16 protein-coding genes are annotated in these 16,529 nt (G+C 61.3%); 6 read left to right on the top strand and 10 right to left on the bottom strand.

Annotated features, from left to right (window positions below):
• Window positions 1–25: 25 nt before the first annotated feature.
• Window positions 26–1,138: an isochorismate synthase gene (locus H0194_RS10530; protein WP_185175821.1), complete on the top strand. Its 1,113-nt coding sequence runs from the start codon at window positions 26–28 to the stop codon at window positions 1,136–1,138.
• A gap of 32 nt (window positions 1,139–1,170) precedes the next feature.
• Here the strand turns inward: H0194_RS10530 and H0194_RS10525 are convergent, their stop codons facing one another.
• From H0194_RS10525 to H0194_RS10505, 5 genes are all read right to left on the bottom strand, one after another.
• Entirely contained in the window at window positions 1,171–1,971 is an 801-nt protein-coding gene (locus H0194_RS10525; protein ID WP_185175820.1) for a fumarylacetoacetate hydrolase family protein, read from the bottom strand.
• Window positions 1,972–2,029: 58 nt separating this feature from the next.
• Entirely contained in the window at window positions 2,030–2,635 is a 606-nt protein-coding gene (locus H0194_RS10520; RefSeq protein WP_185175819.1) for an exonuclease domain-containing protein, read from the bottom strand.
• Between the two features lie 84 nt (window positions 2,636–2,719).
• Window positions 2,720–4,591, bottom strand: a complete 1,872-nt coding sequence (locus tag H0194_RS10515; protein ID WP_185175818.1) for a putative nucleotidyltransferase substrate binding domain-containing protein — start codon at window positions 4,589–4,591, stop codon at window positions 2,720–2,722.
• A 10-nt stretch (window positions 4,592–4,601) separates the two neighbouring features.
• Window positions 4,602–6,263, bottom strand: a complete 1,662-nt coding sequence (locus H0194_RS10510; protein ID WP_246388930.1) for a cell wall-binding repeat-containing protein — start codon at window positions 6,261–6,263, stop codon at window positions 4,602–4,604.
• Window positions 6,264–6,301: 38 nt separating this feature from the next.
• Window positions 6,302–7,156 (bottom strand): hypothetical protein, encoded by an 855-nt coding sequence (locus tag H0194_RS10505; RefSeq protein WP_185175817.1) that lies wholly within the window; start codon window positions 7,154–7,156, stop codon window positions 6,302–6,304.
• An 82-nt stretch (window positions 7,157–7,238) separates the two neighbouring features.
• Between H0194_RS10505 and H0194_RS10500 the strand changes: the two genes are divergently transcribed.
• The 3 genes from H0194_RS10500 (at window position 7,239) to H0194_RS10490 (ending at window position 10,348) form a co-directional block, all read left to right on the top strand.
• Window positions 7,239–8,435 carry a mechanosensitive ion channel family protein gene (locus H0194_RS10500; protein ID WP_246388929.1) on the top strand — a complete coding sequence of 399 codons (1,197 nt, stop codon included), beginning with the start codon at window positions 7,239–7,241 and terminating at the stop codon, window positions 8,433–8,435.
• A gap of 69 nt (window positions 8,436–8,504) precedes the next feature.
• Window positions 8,505–8,984 (top strand): PH domain-containing protein, encoded by a 480-nt coding sequence (locus tag H0194_RS10495; RefSeq protein WP_246388927.1) that lies wholly within the window; start codon window positions 8,505–8,507, stop codon window positions 8,982–8,984.
• Window positions 8,984–10,348 (top strand): glycosyltransferase family 87 protein, encoded by a 1,365-nt coding sequence (locus H0194_RS10490; RefSeq protein WP_185175815.1) that lies wholly within the window; start codon window positions 8,984–8,986, stop codon window positions 10,346–10,348. The genes H0194_RS10495 and H0194_RS10490 overlap by 1 nt, the downstream gene beginning before the upstream one ends.
• A 54-nt stretch (window positions 10,349–10,402) precedes the next feature.
• On the opposite strand, the gene H0194_RS10485 is transcribed toward H0194_RS10490, so the two are convergent.
• The 3 genes from H0194_RS10485 to H0194_RS10475 form a co-directional block, all read right to left on the bottom strand.
• Window positions 10,403–10,735 (bottom strand): transcriptional regulator, encoded by a 333-nt coding sequence (locus tag H0194_RS10485; RefSeq protein ID WP_185175814.1) that lies wholly within the window; start codon window positions 10,733–10,735, stop codon window positions 10,403–10,405.
• Between the two features lie 13 nt (window positions 10,736–10,748).
• Window positions 10,749–11,228, bottom strand: a complete 480-nt coding sequence (locus tag H0194_RS10480; RefSeq protein WP_185175813.1) for a hypothetical protein — start codon at window positions 11,226–11,228, stop codon at window positions 10,749–10,751.
• 156 nt (window positions 11,229–11,384) lie between these two features.
• Window positions 11,385–12,698 carry a DoxX family protein gene (locus H0194_RS10475; protein WP_246388925.1) on the bottom strand — a complete coding sequence of 438 codons (1,314 nt, stop codon included), beginning with the start codon at window positions 12,696–12,698 and terminating at the stop codon, window positions 11,385–11,387.
• A gap of 128 nt (window positions 12,699–12,826) precedes the next feature.
• Between H0194_RS10475 and H0194_RS10470 the strand changes: the two genes are divergently transcribed.
• Complete coding sequence (locus H0194_RS10470) at window positions 12,827–13,891, top strand: glutathione S-transferase family protein (RefSeq protein ID WP_185175812.1); 1,065 nt, start codon at window positions 12,827–12,829, stop codon at window positions 13,889–13,891.
• Here the strand turns inward: H0194_RS10470 and H0194_RS10465 are convergent.
• Window positions 13,854–14,729, bottom strand: coding sequence for an ArgP/LysG family DNA-binding transcriptional regulator (locus H0194_RS10465; RefSeq protein ID WP_185175811.1), 876 nt, complete (start codon window positions 14,727–14,729; stop codon window positions 13,854–13,856). The genes H0194_RS10470 and H0194_RS10465 overlap by 38 nt on opposite strands.
• Before the next feature lie 69 nt (window positions 14,730–14,798).
• Between H0194_RS10465 and H0194_RS10460 the strand changes: the two genes are divergently transcribed.
• Window positions 14,799–15,452: a LysE/ArgO family amino acid transporter gene (locus tag H0194_RS10460; protein ID WP_185175810.1), complete on the top strand. Its 654-nt coding sequence runs from the start codon at window positions 14,799–14,801 to the stop codon at window positions 15,450–15,452.
• Here the strand turns inward: H0194_RS10460 and mgrA are convergent.
• Window positions 15,449–16,519, bottom strand: a complete 1,071-nt coding sequence (mgrA, locus tag H0194_RS10455; RefSeq protein WP_425486432.1) for an L-glyceraldehyde 3-phosphate reductase — start codon at window positions 16,517–16,519, stop codon at window positions 15,449–15,451. The genes H0194_RS10460 and mgrA overlap by 4 nt on opposite strands.
• Window positions 16,520–16,529: the final 10 nt, after the last annotated feature.

The following is a 16,529-nucleotide window of genomic DNA, read 5'->3' as shown; positions in this document are numbered from 1 at the left end:
AAACAGCCAAGTAGACTTAGTCGCCATGCACTCCAGCCGACCGAGCACCGCCCCCGATTTCTTGCTCTCCCGCACTTCGGGCTCGGTCCGCACCCAAGGCAGCAGGGAAACATTCACCGACGCCTTTGCTGCCTCGGACGCACTGCACCGCGGCGACGTGGAAATGATCGTCGGAGCCCTCCCCTTTGCCAGCGACGACGCCGCGGCGCTGACCGTTCCAGAAAAAATCATCCGCGAAGACGGCCCCCTAGAACCCCCAGCCTTCTACCGCCGCCCCCTCGGCCCTGCGACGGTCAACGGCTACGACCCCGAACCCGGGGAACACCTGCGCCGCGTCGAGGCTGCCATCGATACCATCTCCAACAGTCGACTGGACAAAGTAGTTCTCGCCCGCGCCGTAGACATCGCCTTTGCCGAAGCCGTCGACCCACGGCACGTTGCGGCCTTGCTGATTAACAACTCGGCACACATGGACGGGTTTATCGCCGATCTCACCCCCGCAGGGCGTCAAGGTGCAATGCTTGTCGGATCGTCACCAGAAGTATTAGTCAAGCGTCAGGGCTCGACTGTCACCGCATTCCCTTTGGCTGGATCGGCACCTCGGCATGCCGATGCCCGTCACGATGAAGAAAACGGTCGCCGTCTATATCACTCGGCCAAGGATCTTGCGGAGCACGCGTTCGTAGTCGAACACCTTCGGGAAAAACTAGGTCCGCTGTGCGAACGGCTGGACATCCCCGAACGCCCGCGACTGCTATCCACCAACGAAATGTGGCACCTCGGCACCCCCATCGTGGGCACGCTCGCTCCGCGCAACGGCACGCTGCCGAACGCCCTGGACCTTGCGATGACGACTCACCCCACCCCGGCAATTTGCGGCACCCCGACCGAAGCAGCCGAGGCCCTCATCTGTACCGCTGAGTCAGATCGGGGCTTCTACGCTGGCGCCGTCGGTTGGTGCGACGAGTCCGGCGACGGGGAATATATGGTCGCCATCCGCTGCGCCGAAATCTCCGGAGATGGGCTTCACGCCCGCGCCTGGGCCGGCGGAGGCATCGTCGCCGATTCCTGTGCCCAGGCCGAGTTGGAGGAAACCTCCGCCAAGCTCCGCACCATCATGCGTACTCTGGGTCTTTAGGACGCTCCGCCCCCTGCACGATGGACGTAGCTTTAGGCGCGCACCACCGGATTGGAAAGGTTTCCTACTCCGGGAATCTCAATTTCAATGTTGTCCCCCGGCACCATCGCCGCGGTGCCTGCCGGCGAGCCCGTGGTCACAATGTCGCCCGGAAGCAGCGTAAACGCGGCGGAAATACGTTCCAGTATTCCGCCCATCTTCACGATCATTTGATCGGTGTTGGAGTCCTGCTTCTGCTCACGCTGGCCGTCGTGGGTGAGGTAGGCGTTAATTTTCGTGTTGTCCAAGTCCAGTGAATCCAGGTCAGTCTCGATCCACGGCCCCAACGGGCAGAAGGTATCGATTCCTTTGGCACGCGCCCACTGCCCATCAGCAAACTGCAGGTCGCGGGAAGACACATCATTACAAATCGTGTAGCCCAAGACGTGGTCTTTCCAGTTTTCTGCCTTGATATTTTTGCTCGGCCGGCTGATCACCACAGCGAGCTCACCCTCGAATTCCACGTTGGTGGCAAAATCCGGGATCCTGATGGGCTGGCCTGGTCCGATAACCGCCGTGGACGGCTTGATGAAGAGGGTCGGGGGAAGCTCGTCGGAGGACTTGGCGAAGACCTCTGCGACGTGGTCGGCGTAGTTGCGCCCCAGAGCAACCACCTTGCCCGGCAGCATGGGAGCCAGCAGTCGGACATCCTCCAACTTCCAGTCGCGACCAGTAAACTCCGGCGGAGTAAACGGCGTTCCCGCGATTTCCTTCGCGATATCCTCACCGTTGTCGTTGGTCTCAATGACTACAAAAGCCATGCCTTCTGGGTGTGCAATTCGTCCAATACGCATGCAGGCCATCATAGCCTTTAGGTACATTAACTAATTTGTTAAGTTAAGTTTTCGCACTTCACTTACTACGCGTGGTGTCCGGCAGGCTCCCCCAGGTCCGGCCGCGGGATTGCGCCGTCACAGCAAGGTATAGCTCCGCGCAGGCCAGTGCGTCGGTCAATGCGTTGTGGTTGCGGTACTCAGGCAGGCCGTAGCGTCGTCGCACGGTAGCTAAGCGCAGGTCCTCCCCACGGGGATAGGTTCCCATTTTCTCCATGTGCCGCCGCTCTAAAGCAAAGGTGTCGGCCACCGGAAGCCGCAGCTTCTTCCCACAGTGTGCGAGCACGGCCGTTTCAAGATAGCTCCGTTCCAGCTCGGCAAAATGCGCCAGTAATACGCGACCTTGCAAAGCTTGTAAAAGCGCGCCGATAGCTTCTTCCTCTGGTACCCCGGACGCGGCCTCGCTATCCGTAATCCCGTGAATCGTGGCCGACTCACCTACGTCTGTCCCTTGGACTACAAAGTACCGTGCCCCGGTCAGTGAGATGGTGCGGCCTTCGACCGGCACCCACCCGATGGAGACGATCCGCCCGCGGCGGGGGTCAATGTCCGTGGCCTCCATATCCACAGCCAGGAGACGCAGGTCGTCGAGAGGCGTTCCCGCGGCCGGAGCCGGAAATTGCATGCTCGGCGCGCGCCAGCGAGCCCATTGCCGTGACCACCAACTGGTGTCCCGGTTGTGAGCCATCTGGTTCGTGGAGTCCGCCATCTATGTCGACCTCACCGGATACTTCGTGGCGAGCGCCTTATACATCGATCCCACGATTTGGAAGGCATCGCGGAGGTGTTCGCGCTCCATCTTGGAAAGCTGTGCAGGGTCGATATGGTTGTCCGGTGCCGCCCCCTCACGTAACTGCTGCGCCTGGTGGCGCAGGGACATTGCGGTGAGGAAATCGAAGGCATCGATGAGGTTATTCGCCCCCTGCTCCGACATATTCTGCCCCGCCGCGGCCTGCAGCCGAGCCCGTGTATCCAATTCTCTTGAGCCGCCGGCGATCGCGTGTAGCCGCGCCATTTGCACAATTCCGGCGACGCCGCCCTTCTTAATGTCGAGGGTTTTGGCGTATTCTCCAGACTTGTCCACCACGAAGCCGCGGAAGAATCCCAGGGGCGGCTCCCTCCGTGCTGCCAAAGCGGCCAGGTGGGCGTGGAAGCGGCGCGCGCCGCTCGCAGCTGAGACCGCGTAGCTATGGACCTCCGCCGTCAAGGAGTCACTGCCCGCCACGGTGCGCATATCGAAGAAAACCTGGGCTTGAAGAACAGCCTCGGATTCCAAGGCCGTCACCCATTGCGCGAAGGCCTCGTGCCACTGCCGAATCGTCATCCGCCATTGCGGCTGGTTAGCCATCATGTCTCCGGGGCACAAACGCTGGCCCGCGTCCGCCAGCCCTGTACACACGTAGTCAGACAAGGCCGCGAAATAGTCCCCATGCAACTCGGGTTGGTAGGTATCGGCCAGGATGAGTGCGTTGTCTTGGTCCGAGGCAAATCCTGTTTCGTGCCTTCCCTGCGACCCCACGGTGACAAACGCGTACTCCACCGGCGCCGGCCCTAATTCTTCATGAGCGAGAGCGACAAGGCGTTGCGCAATGCCATCCGCAGCAATCGTCATCATCCGCGCCGCATCAGCGGGGCTCGCTCCACGCTCAATAAACCGAGCCACGATATGCGTCGCGCGCTCGAACGTCCCAACCAGTTCCTCGCGGTTCTTATGCCGAGCAATATCGGCGATGAGGTACACCGGGTCATTGCGGAGCAGCTCCATGAGCGTGGCATTAGTAACCAGCCCCACCGGCACCGATGCCCCTTCCTCGCCGAGAACTGGGAGGTGGGAAATGTTGCGTTCACTCATCACCACCAGCGCATCCATGACGGTCGCTGTCGCCGTCACGGTCACTGGGTCCACCGTCATCACGGTGGCCACGGCTTGGTGCGTAGCGACGCCGCGCGCCACCACTCGGCCTCGCAAGTCCTTGTCCGTGATGATACCCACGATGCGGGTCCCATCCGATACCAGTGCCGCAGTGTGGTTACCCGCGTCCATGTCCGCCGCCACCGATTGGATGCTGTCCTCTGCCTTGACAACTAGCGGAGCTGTACTCGAATCTCCGGGACGAAGCACCGGGGAACGCAACGTGGTGGCGAAGCCGTCGTCGTTGAGCTGCGCCGCTGCCTGCCGAATCCGCAAGGTCTGCGAGGAATAGAACCGTTGAAAATCCGGGTGCTCTTGCGCCACAGCCCTGAAGACTGCTGCTGGGATGACCAGGAGCAGGCTGTCCTCCACCGCCGTCATGCGATAGCGAGACCGGGATTCTTCTGGATTAACCAGGGTGGAATAGCCGAAGCTCCGACCCGCGTCCCGCCGGTCAAGAAGGACGTCCTCGCCGATAACGTCTACCGCACCAGAACGTATGACATACAGCGCCGCGTTCTCGTGGCCAGGGGTGATAATGTCCTCGCCGCGGCGGACGTAAATAATGTCCATAGCCGCCGCGAGCTCGGCGCGTGCCGGTTCTGGCAAGCGCATAAAGGGCTCGTGCGCTGCCAGAAAGCCAGCGACTTCGGCGATCTCCACGTTCATGGAGATGACTTTACTGATAGGACACGAACCACGGGCGCGGTTTCACGTCCGAATAAGTTTTTTCCGGGCTGAAGGTCGGAGAATCTTCGTCGTAGAAATTCTTCCATGCCAAAAAGACTCCCTGGGGAAGGTCCTTCTTCGTCACCTCCCACGTGGCAAACTTCTCCTCAGCGACGCCGTGTCCGTCGGCGTGGATGATGAGCGCGAGCTCTGGGTGACTCGTGTCCAGATTCTCCCGATTCCTAATCATCTGCTGCTGGAATTGGTGAACGATGAGGCCCTTCTGCGGGAGGTTGTTCTCCCGAGTGAGCTTCGCCAACCAGTCCGCCACCTCATTAATTTCTTCTACCTGGACATGTCCCACGTTATCCATGGGCATATCGTTGGGTCCGAGTTTCCATTCCGGGTCCAGAGCCAATCCAACATTGGGCTTCTTCAGCAGGTCCTCGTAGCGCTTCGCCTGATCCAACAAGCTCGCTCGGCCTGGCTGCAGGTCGAGGAAGGCGTAACCCCCAGCATCGGTGATGGCATCGACGTAAGGCTCGAGCTCCTTCGGGTCTGCCTCATTGGAGAAGTCGCCATCACCGCCCGGAGAGGACGAGGCCACCGTGGCAATAATCTCGAAGGCGGGCATCACTTGATAGTCCGTGTGCGGTTGATATTCGTCAACCAGCTTCTGCACACGCTGCGCTGCTTCCTGCGGGGGTTGCTCCCCCATCACACCCAACGCCCCACCGGAAGGGTGCCCGTACAACGCGATCATCCGGCGTCCGGGGAAGAGCAGGCCACCGCCGCCGGGCAATTCGCCAGCGGCGCTGAGCTTCGCGGCGGCGTCGAAACGCTCTTGCCCGCCGAAGGCCTCGCCAATAGCCAAGGCACCGTTCTTGGTCAGCTTCATGGATTCGCCGGTCGCGCGTGGGTCCGCCGCCGGCAGCACCTTGACGTCGGCGCCCGCTGCGCGTGCCGTGGCCACTGCGGCAATTGAAGTTTCCTCTGTCACCAGGACTGCGGGGCGCCCAGGAGCTTCTCCCGCGGCGTCGACGGGGAGCTTGGCGACGGCCGCGTTGCGGTCCTTTCCTACGCCCGCCAGGGTCCGCGCTGCTTCGGCAGAATCTTCAGGCGCAGATTCCACTTTTACCTCCGCGCCGGCCGCGCGCAACTCCTCCTGGCTAGAGACCGGCCCGAACGCGTAAACTTTCTTCACTCCTAGGCGTTTCAGCTCACTCGCCACTGTGCTTGACTGCCCCAACTGGGTCAGCATAGGAACACCGCGCTGCACAGCAACCGCTGCTGCGGACGCCAGGGCCTGAGGATCATTACCCGCGACAACAACTTCCTCTGCTTGGTCAAAGAACTCTGTTGCGGTTTCCGCCCCGGAGCGCGAGCTGTCGCCGACGACGCGGGAAGAATCGATGCTCACCGGCTTGAGCTGAGAGTGCTCCAGCCGCAGCTTCTTTTCTCCCCCTCCTTTGTCGCCTTCGCCCGACGACCCGTCGGAAGCGACGGCGAATTTCTTACCGTCTTCCGCATCAGAGCCGCAGGCTGTGAGAGGAAAGATAAGAGTAGTAGCGGCCACAGTAGCAGCCACGGTGCGCGCAAGGCCGCGCCGTGGGCTTGCCTTAGCGCCGACTGAGTGGATGTACGGGCCGGAAGCAAAGGAGGAAGTCAACACCGCACTTATGCTAGTGGAACTGCAGGCAAGACTCAGGGTTACTCGCTGGGCCGCGTTGATTTTTCGCCTAAAAATTTCTCTTCACCTTCACGGATCCGCTGTGCGAGTACCGTGGGCGATTCAAACTCTGCTCCTAATGCGATAAGCGGACCGTCCGCGAGGCCGATCACCTTAGCCATCGCCGATTCGTTGGTGGCCGGATCAGCATCAGGCAGGATGTGCACGTTACCGCCGAAGCTGCGTGCGTTGACAATGTTAACCACCGGCGTCGTGGGGGTAGCAACAATGACCGGAGCCATCTGCCCGTCGCGGCGCGACTGAGCCGGCAACGCGGGCACCCGGCCGGACTCGACGATGTCCAAAACTTCCCACTCGGGACGCAGCTCCACGCGTTCATTGGGCTGCAGATTGGCCACGGCAAAGGGCATCTCCTGGTGATTCCGGACCATTTGTTTGCTGTATTCGAACGCAGTCATTTCGCCGAGGGACTTGTCCGTTCCCGGGTCCGGAAAGATAATGACTTCGCCCGTCGACGGCGCGATGCCAACGTCCCCGATGGTCACAACGCGCTGGATGCGCAGGTCGTCGATAAGCTTAATAATGGCGCCGTGCACGCTGTCGTCGTACGTCACCATGGGGGCATGCTGCGAAATCGCGAGACTAGCGCCGCGCAGCTGCGCCGCCGCAGTGGAGTCAGCAACGACGAGAGTGTTCGAGGAATCGAAGAAAGTCTCCACGCTTTCTATGCCATAGGGATCATCCAGAACCTGAACGCTGTTGCGGTATTGCTCCGCGACGATCCTGCTCACGTTGTTGGAACGGGCCTCCTCCAGGGAGATGAAATCGGGGGCGGCGCTCGAGTCCGTCGCCGATGGACTGTCACAAGAGCCCAAAGTAAGCGCAAGACTCGTGAGTAAAGCAGGTAGCAGCACACGGACGACTGTCGAGCGTTCGGCCATGATCTACACTTTCCGTATGCATTGGGACTATATGCTCACCCAGCTGTGGCGCTGGGTAGCAGACACTGGCATCAATCTTGCCATCTTAATCGTGGCAGCGTTTCTGGTCCCCCGGGCGGGCCGACTCCTGCAGCGCTGGATACATCACCGCAGCGAGTCATCGGACCCAAACGAGTCGAAGTCGCAACTCGCGCTCGCCGGTGCCTCCATATACATCGCGCAGCTGGTGGCCTATTTTGTCATCACCGTGTTCTTCCTGCAGCAGCTGGGATTTTCCATGGTAGGCGCAACCATTCCCGCGACTATCGCGTCGGCCGCCATCGGTTTGGGTGCGCAATCGATCATCGCTGACTTCCTCGCCGGCTTCTTCATCATTACGGAGAAGCAATACGGCGTCGGCGACTGGGTCCGCTTCGAAGGCAACGGCATCGAAGTCGAGGGAACGGTCATTCAGGTGACCATGCGCGCCACCCGAATCCGCACGCTCTCAGAGCAGACGGTCATTATTCCCAACTCGACCGCACGAGTGTGCATCAACTCGTCCCACTACTGGTCTTCGGCCGTTGTGGTCATGGACGTCCCCCTGCTGGGGTCGGCTTCCGCCAATGAGGCCATTGACCGCACTGCGCAAGCCGCCCGCCGCGCCTTAGAACACCCCGATGTGAAGAAGGAACTCCTCGGCGAGCTCGACGTGCAGCCCGCCGTGTCGGTGGACGCACCAACGGTAGTTGGCATGCCGTGGACGATGAAGATACGCCTCATCATCCAGGTCAAAGCCACCATGCAGTGGATGGTCGAGCGCGCCATCCGCATCGCCATTGTGGACGAGTTCTGGTCCGAGTATGGGTCTGCCACCACGATGACGGGTGAACTGCAACACCAGCTCCGGCTCACCCCGCAGCAAACAGAAGAGTCTGAGCTGAACTTGGGCCTGAGCGATCCGGAGGCCACTGCGGCAGCCACCGAAGAGATCTCGAAAGTTACTCAAGCTGAGGCGCTGCCGTCCGGGCTGCCGACGCCTCAGTCCGTGTTCGAAAACGTCCTCACCTTCGGCGGCCACGTACGCACCTCCACCACGATGCTCAGTGCCCTCATGATCGTGCTGCTCATCCTTCGCGCGATGATGGTAACCATCGTCGTGGACGGCGAAACTCTCCCCGGGCCTTTGGCTCCGCCGGCTCAGGCCCCGGCGATCAAAATCTCCGACCAATAAACCACAACGCAAAACGTGGGTGCGGGGCGAAATTCCACCCGCCGGTGTGCTGGCATTAGGATGGCACGCATGACTAAGCACTTCCGCCCGGACCGCACCCATATCTTGGCCATCGCTCTCCTTTCAGGCATCGCGCTCATTGGCATCGGGTGGGCCCCGAAGTACTTAGCGTGGCTGTTCGTCGTTCCTATTCTGTGCATCTGGTGGGTAGTGCGGTCCCGCACCACGGTCTCCGACAAAGGCATCGATATCGCCTATGGTTTTCGCGGCGACAAGCACCTGGACTGGGAGGACGTGGAAGGCATCGGTTTCCAGCGCTCCTCGGCATTCGTCCAGTCGGGGCAGAAGAAGTTCTCGCTACCTGGTGTGACCTTCAATTCCTTGCCCAAGCTTGCGGAAGCCTCCCGCGGCCGCATCCCCGATGCGCTGACCGCCGGCCGTGAAGCCGCCAACGACAAGGTAGTGGTCATCCATCGCGATGGCCGCCAAGTGCTAGTGGACAAGGACGAATTCGACTCTGAACATCCAGCGACAACCAAGGACGTCTAATGCTCGGCGACACGCTATTTATCTGGTGGGAGAATTGGCTGCGCCGCACTTTTAGCTCCCTGTCCACCACTCTTACTGAACGCGATTGGCCGCGTTGGGTGCTGATCGTTTTTGGCGCCGCGGCCAGCATCGGCGTCATTATCGCCCACGTTGTGGAGACCGACCAGCCTTTCGACATGATGGTCTACCGCGCGGGTGTGCAACGCTTCTTCGAAGGCGGCGAGGTCTACTCCGAACCCATGCACGTGGGCGGCATTGACTTGCCCTTCATTTACCCACCCTTCGGCGCGCTCATTATGGCACCGTTAGCCTCCCGCTCCATCAGCGATGACATGGCGGGCAACATCATGATTGTCCTGTCTAACCTGCTTATTCTCCTGTGCTTCTACTTCATCGCGCGCGCGGTCCTCAACCAGCACAGCAAGCTCACGCACCTGGCCGTGACGGTCGGCTTGTGGCCGCTTCTCCTGCTCACCGAGCCGGTGCGCCTCAACAACGGTTTTGCCCAGATCAATATCGTCCTCATGGCGCTGGTGGTACTCGACCTGGTCCCCCGCAAGCGCTACCTACCCCAGGGCTGGCTCATCGGCATCGCTGCGGCCATCAAGGTCACACCGCTGGCGATGCTCCTTTACTTCCTGCTCCGCAAGGACATCAAGGCCATACTCACCGCATTCGTCTCCCTGCTGGCGGCGACAGCACTAGCGGCCGTAGTGCGCTGGGACATGACCAAGGAATTTTTTGGCTCCAAGCTGCTAGGCATGGGCGCCGGTGAGGACTTTGGCGTGGGCACCGATTACCAATCCAATAGCAGTATCCAGGGCGTTCTGACCCGCGTGTTCACCTCTCAGGATGCCGCGCAAAACGCTGAGGACCCCACCAAGCTGATCTGGCTATTGTGCGCGTTGGCCACTATTGTCGTGGGTTCCTGGATCATGAACGGCCTGCTGCGTCGCGGCATGGACGTGGACGCGTGGTTAATCGGGTCGATGGTCATGTTGCTCATCTCCCCTGTCTCCTGGTCACATCACTGGGTGTGGCTGGCGTTCATCCTCCCGGTGTTCCTGTACCGCGCCTGGCAGCTGCGCACGACGTCATGGTTCGGCGGCATCTATACCGCCGTGGTCGCCCTCTGGTCCGTCCTCGTGCTGACGGTTCCGCCGAAGTGGTGGTTCGGCGACCATATCGACGTCTACACGCAGAATTGGTACGCCAAGTTCCTGGTCAACGACTTCGTGTGGCTGGCCGCGCTGCTCTGGTTCTGTGTGGCCGTGTCCCTGTTCTTCTTCCCGGAGCACACCCACCGGCGCGAGGCCACCACCGCTACGACCGAGCCCGCGAACGCGACCACGGCCAGCGCCTAGCGCGTAAAAATCCGCTTTCAGTAGGAAGCGCTTTGCCCACTAATCCCCTATCCCCTAGTCCGCTGTGCTTTCCGACGACCCGGCAATCTCCTGCAGGGCAGCCACGTGGGCGTCGAAAGCCGTCTTCCCTTTGGCTGTGAGCATGACCCACACGGTGTCCTTGTCGCGGGTCAGACCATATTCGCGAAACCGGGTGATATATCCGGCTTCTTCCAGGTGTTTAAGTTGCTTGGACAGCGCGGCGTCTTTGATACCTAACCGATCGCGCAGCGCGCCGAAGCGCATCTCCCCGCGGATTTCTGCTTCGTAGGCCCCCTCCGCCGCCAGCACACCGCAAATCTTGAGCCTGGGAAGCGGGTGAATGACTGGGTCTAATGTCGGGTCCATATCCGCCACGTCCCTATGCTCCGTGAAACGGAGCCGGGGACTTCTTTTCCGAGTACCGCATAAATACGAAGAACCCAATCCCGTAAACGAAGGCTACGATAACGGACCACCAGAGGCCTTCGAAGGGCAACCACATTACGGAATAGAGTGCGAGAAAAGCCACTAACGATTTCCAGAAGGACGATCCTGTCACGGATTCCTCGCCAAGGTGAGGGTCCTGCCGGTAGGAGGCACGCACCCCAGTACGAGTGCGGACGCCATACCCGGGAACCACGAAAATCATGATGATCGCGACCGCCAAGGGGACGAAGCCCCACGCGCTGGGGTAAACGATGACTCCGATCGCAGCGCCCATGAGTGCGCACACCAGCATGTCTAGGAGCGGGTTCGATTGTCGTGGCCGCTGCTGCTGGACAGCCTTGAGCTCCGCGAGGGCGTCCCGCGCTTCGTTGGCACCTACCGAGTTGTTGGTTTCTTCCACCATCGCTGCCACTCTCCTGCACTGTATACACTTTCCAGTCACCCCAAGGCTATTAGTTTCCACACTGGAAAGCAAGGGAAACAAGAAAAGACGCCGGTCTTTCCGGCGTCTTCAGACATTTTTGCAGGCCGCTATTTTCCCTAATGGAAACCTAGGCGATGCGGGCTTCTAGCCCAGCGGGTTAACCGCGGCGAGGAACCACCAGATGGCCACGAGCGCGGCCACCGCGATGACCACGAAGATCCAGGAGGTGGCCAGCGGACGGCGCGCCCAGGAGCGGTTAAAGTCCAGGGAGATGAAACCAGGGCCGGTAAACTGCAGCGCCACCGCGATAACGAACAGGATAACGGAGAGCCACATGGCCTCTGGCCAGTCAAAAATGTTCAGGCCCGCGTCGGACTGCGCCAGGCGGTGGATGGCCATGAAACCGGTAACCACCAGGCCGATAGCGGCGGCCAGCGGGGTAACCAAGCCGAGAACCAGGAATACACCGGCGACCAACTGCATAGTCGGCACAGCGATGGCCAGAACCTCGGGCATGGCGTAGTCAGCGAACTCACCCTCCAGGCCAGACAGGCCCTCGCTCGCGCCGAGGCCGAAGAAGGTGGACGCGCCGGCGATGATGAGGTAGACGCCCAGGGCGAGGCGGACAAACAGCAATCCAAAGTCGATGGTGCCGCGACGACCCGCCTTGGGGTCCACAGCGGCGTCATCGAGGTCGCGGCGGTCTACTGCGGCACGGTCGTCCTCGTGCCCAAAGGAGGATTGGTCGTAGTCCTGCGTGGCGACGGCACCCGCACCAGAGGCGCCAGCACCGGCAGCGCCGGCACCGACGATCCCGGAGGTGCGGTTCGGATCTTGATAAGCATTGGCAGCGGGCTGCTCAGAGGTGTGCAGGTCGCTCGATGCGAACTGCTGGGTCGGTTGCTGCGCGCTTGCCGCGCGGTCGTCGCGGGAGAAGTTCATGGTCTCCTGAGGCTGCGCGGCGGAGGTTGCCCCACCGGCAGTCGCTCCACCGGCAGCAGCGCCGGCGGCGGGCGCGAAGTCGCGGTCACCGTAATCGCCGGCGGAGTACTGGGAAGCATCCGCAGCGGGCTTCGGGCGGTAGACGGAGGTGTGAGGTGCACCGGAAGCGTTCGCCGCACCGTTGGCACCCGCCGGGCGGGAGGTAGACGCGACGTCGCCAGGCGCATCAGCGCGCTCGCCGGAGGACGGGAACGCGGTAGTCTCAGCATTATCGCCGCGGCCGCCAGGGGTCGAACCCTGAGTAGCACTGTGTGGTTCCACCGTCTGCGGAGCGGTACGGCCGGCGCGGGAATAAACGTCGGTCCCGGTCTCCCCACGGTAGGTAGGGACATCCATGTCGCCGTCCGCCTTATCAGCAGAAGGCGCGCGGTCTACCGGTTCGCGATCAAACGGGTTGCGGGAGGTGTCGTTGGTTGGTTCTTGCGATTTGTCGGAGCCTTTTCCAAATAAACTCATAAACCCAATGTAGGGCAAAACGCCACGACCCTGCAGGAATCGACACACTACGAGCGGCGGATAGTTGTCAAACAAAGTGCCACAGAGTACATTATGTTGATACGCCAACAAAGATGGGATGGGGACACATGTCGGACTGGACAGGAGACCCCAAAAACGCTTCCACCGGGGAGTTCGTGCGCGACACCAACTACATCAGTGACCGGATTTCCTCTTCCGTGACCGAGGCAACCACTCTCGACAACGGCACGACACTGTGGCCCTTCGAAGCAGGCCGCTACCGGCTTATCGCGGCGCGAGCCTGCCCGTGGGCGCACCGCGCCGTCATCGTTCGCCGCCTCATGGGGCTCGAAAACGCCATCTCCCTCGGCCTCGCCGGACCCACCCACGACGTTCGTTCCTGGCGTTTCGATCTCGATCCCGACGGACTCGATCCGGTCCTCAAGATCCCCCGACTCCACGACGCGTTCCTCGCGCGCTTTCCCGATTACTCGCGCGGAATCACCGTTCCTTCGCTTGTCGACGTCCCGTCCGGGCGCATCCTCACCAATGACTACCGCGCCCTCGTGCGGGATTTCATCACCCAAGGTGAGGATCTCAAGCCCGAAAACACCCCGGACCTCTACCCCGCCGCGCTTGCCGCTGAAATCGACGAAGTCAATGACTATATCTTCGACACCATCAACAACGGCGTCTACCGGTGCGGCTTCGCCGGGGAACAATCCGCCTACGAAGAGGCCTACCACCAGATGTGGGAAGCCCTCGACTGGGCCGAGGAACGCCTAGGCCACCAGCGCTACCTGGTGGGTGACCACCTCACGGAGGCCGACATCCGATTGTGGGTCACTCTCATCCGCTTCGATCCGGTGTACTACTCGCATTTCAAGTGTTCCCGGAACACGATCGCGGAAATGCCACATCTCCGTGGCTTCACCCAAGAGCTGTTCCAGCTTCCGGGATTCGGCGACACCACGGACTTCACGGAAATCAAACAGCACTACTTCATCGTGCACAAAGAAATTAATCCGACCCAGGTCGTGCCCGTGGGCCCTGACATGGCGTGGGTGGCCGAGCCGCACGACCGAGAGTGCTTCGGCGGCTCCCCCTTCGCAGAGGGCGCCTACTCCCCCGTGCCGGTGTTGCCGGGCGAAGAGGTCAAAAACCCGGAGCCATTCCAGACCGTAGCTGCTTAGCGGCGCGGTCCACCGAACGCGTGAGCAGCTCAAGCACCTCGGACTCCAGACGCCACCGCTGCCAGTACAGCGGGACGTCCAAGGGGGCGTCGTCAAGCACCTCCAACCCCTCCACCGCCTGCAAGTCCGGGATGAGGCCCCAGCCCATACCCGCCACCACCGCTTCGAGATAACCTTCCGAGGACGGCACCTGCGACACGCGGTGGCGCGCGACGTGGCTATCTATGAAGCGGTCCCGCATCGCGGCATCCAGCACGGCGTCGTTGGGGCCGTACATGACGATGGGGATCTCCTGCCAGTTCACGCCTTCATTCGTGCGAAACGCGCGGGCCAGGGCCGGCGCAGCGACGGCGCGGTAACGCATCACCCCGAGCGGGGTGGACTCGCAGCCCGACACCGGCTGCTCCTCCCGGGTGATGGCCCCTAGGACGTCGCCACGCCGGAGCATGGCCAGCGTACGGTCCTCGTCCTCGATGCGGATGCGCAGCGCCGCTCGGCCAGAGGCTGCCATGTCCCGAAACACTGGGCGGAACCACGTAGCCAAAGAACCGGAGTTCACCGCCACGTTCAAGGGCACCCGCGACAGCCGCTCCTGCAGGCGCGCATCGGTCTCCGCCTGCACCAACGCCATGCGGCGCGCGGCCTGAACGAGTACCTCGCCAGCTTCCGTGGCTGTGACGGGCGTCGCACGACGTAGCAAGACCCGCCCCGTGGATGTCTCCAAAGCCTTGATCCGCTGGCTCACCGCGGACGGGGAAACACCCAGCACAGCGGCGGCAATGTCAAAGCTACCTTCATCAACAATCGCGAGAAGCGTATCCAAATGCACGGGGTTCATGAAGCTATTCTAAACCACGTTAAGATTCCTTAACTGGACTAAATCTTTCAGTTCAGCCACATTATTCCTATGACTTTTCTCGCCGGCTTCGCGTTGGGACTTTCACTGATTGTGGCCATTGGTCCGCAGAACGCCCTCATCATTAAGCAGGGCATCCGCAAGGAGGGCCTGCTCGCCGTCCTTCTCATCTGCATTGTCTCCGACGTTCTGTTGATTTTCGGAGGAACGGCGGGCGTCGGCGCGCTCGTAGAAAAGCTGCCCTGGATGTTTACCGCCCTGAAGTGGATTGGCGTGATCTACATGGGATACTTCGCCTTCAGCAGTTTCCGGGAGGCCTTCCAGTCCCAGGAAGAAGCACTCACCATGGAAGAGGTAGAGCCTGAGGAAGTAGCGCCGACTGGGGGCAGCACCACCCTTGCGGTGAAACAGAAGAACGCGCGCACCTGGGTCAAGCCAGCGCTGGCCGCCATCGCGTTTACGTGGCTCAACCCCGGCGCCTACATCGACGTGGTCATGATGCTTGGCTCAATCGCCAACACCTACCCCGACCGCTGGGTCTTCGCCACCGGGGCGTTAGCCGCGAGCTGCTTCTGGTTCCCCTTCCTCGGCATTACTGCTTCCCGCTTCTCCCACGTGCTCGCGCGCCCGCGCGTGTGGCGCATCATCAACATCATCATCGGCATTGTGATGCTCGTGCTGATGGTGAAACTACTGCGATTCTAAGCGTGAGTGCGAGACGCTGTGGCGGCACCCCAGATGTTGATTCCAGCATCGTGAGCGGCGTCGTCAATCGCCTTGAGCTCGGAGTCACTGAACTCAAGGTTCTTCAAGGCGTCAAGGTTTTGGTCGAGCTGCTCCACCGAGGACGCGCCCACGAGCGCGCTAGTCACGGTCTCCGGCCCCTGGTCACGCAAGATCCACGCCAGCGCCATCTGCGCCAGCGACTGCCCCCTATCCTCTGCAATGCCATGGAGAGTGCGGATCATGGCGAGGTTCTGCTCGTTAAGCCAGTCCGGCTTCAGTGATTTCCCCGCAGCCGCGCGGGAGTCCTCCGGAATTCCATCCAGGTAGCGGTCGGTCAGCATGCCCTGCGCCAAAGGCGAAAAAGCGATAACACCGAGCCCGGAGTCAGCGGCCTGCTGCAACAGCGAAGTGCCCTCCGTGCCGGGTTCTTCCACCCAGCGATTAACAATGGAATAGCTCGGCTGGTGAATGAGCAGCGGGCACCCCTCCTCCGCCATCATCTCCGCAGCCTCCCGAGTCAATTCTGACCCATACGAGCTAATGCCCGCGTACAGTGCCTTGCCGGAGGCGACGATGTCCCGAAGGGCATACATGGTTTCTTCAAGAGGCGTGTCCGGGTCTGGACGGTGATGGTAGAAGATGTCCACGTAGTCCAGCCCCATGCGGCGCAGAGAAGCGTCCAAGGAACTCATCAGGTATTTGCGGGAGCCGCCGAAACCATAGGGCGAATCGTTCATCACCCACCCCGCCTTGGAAGAGATGATCATTTCATCGCGGTATGGAGCGAAATCGCGGGCCACAACCTTGCCAAAGTTCTCCTCCGCCGCGCCGGGCTGGGGACCATAGTTGTTAGCCAGGTCAAAGTGGGTCACACCACGGTCAAATGCGCGACGGAGGATCGCCTGCTGGCGGTCCAAGGGCGTGTCGTCGCCAAAGTTGTGCCACAAACCGAGGGAAATGGCTGGGAGTTTGAGCCCCGAGTGACCGACTCGGCGATACGGCATGGCGGAATAACGTTCTGCATCTGCGATATACATGTCCGCCATTGTACGAGCG

The sequence above is a fragment of the Corynebacterium incognita genome, from assembly GCF_014217255.1.
Lineage (GTDB): Bacteria > Actinomycetota > Actinomycetes > Mycobacteriales > Mycobacteriaceae > Corynebacterium > Corynebacterium incognitum.
The sequence above is the reverse complement of the archived record's forward strand: the minus strand, read 5'-3'. Positions and strand labels throughout refer to the sequence as shown.

Coding starts and splice junctions, on each gene's coding strand:
- H0194_RS10530 (WP_185175821.1), top strand. CDS start 26: ATGCACTCCAGCCGACCGAGCACCGCCCCCGATTTCTTGCTCTCCCGC.
- H0194_RS10525 (WP_185175820.1), bottom strand. CDS start 1,971: ATGCGTATTGGACGAATTGCACACCCAGAAGGCATGGCTTTTGTAGTC.
- H0194_RS10520 (WP_185175819.1), bottom strand. CDS start 2,635: ATGCAATTTCCGGCTCCGGCCGCGGGAACGCCTCTCGACGACCTGCGT.
- H0194_RS10515 (WP_185175818.1), bottom strand. CDS start 4,591: ATGAACGTGGAGATCGCCGAAGTCGCTGGCTTTCTGGCAGCGCACGAG.
- H0194_RS10500 (WP_246388929.1), top strand. CDS start 7,239: ATGCATTGGGACTATATGCTCACCCAGCTGTGGCGCTGGGTAGCAGAC.
- H0194_RS10495 (WP_246388927.1), top strand. CDS start 8,505: ATGACTAAGCACTTCCGCCCGGACCGCACCCATATCTTGGCCATCGCT.
- H0194_RS10490 (WP_185175815.1), top strand. CDS start 8,984: ATGCTCGGCGACACGCTATTTATCTGGTGGGAGAATTGGCTGCGCCGC.
- H0194_RS10485 (WP_185175814.1), bottom strand. CDS start 10,735: ATGGACCCGACATTAGACCCAGTCATTCACCCGCTTCCCAGGCTCAAG.
- H0194_RS10475 (WP_246388925.1), bottom strand. CDS start 12,698: ATGAGTTTATTTGGAAAAGGCTCCGACAAATCGCAAGAACCAACCAAC.
- H0194_RS10470 (WP_185175812.1), top strand. CDS start 12,827: ATGTCGGACTGGACAGGAGACCCCAAAAACGCTTCCACCGGGGAGTTC.
- H0194_RS10465 (WP_185175811.1), bottom strand. CDS start 14,729: ATGAACCCCGTGCATTTGGATACGCTTCTCGCGATTGTTGATGAAGGT.
- H0194_RS10460 (WP_185175810.1), top strand. CDS start 14,799: ATGACTTTTCTCGCCGGCTTCGCGTTGGGACTTTCACTGATTGTGGCC.
- mgrA (WP_425486432.1), bottom strand. CDS start 16,519: ATGGCGGACATGTATATCGCAGATGCAGAACGTTATTCCGCCATGCCG.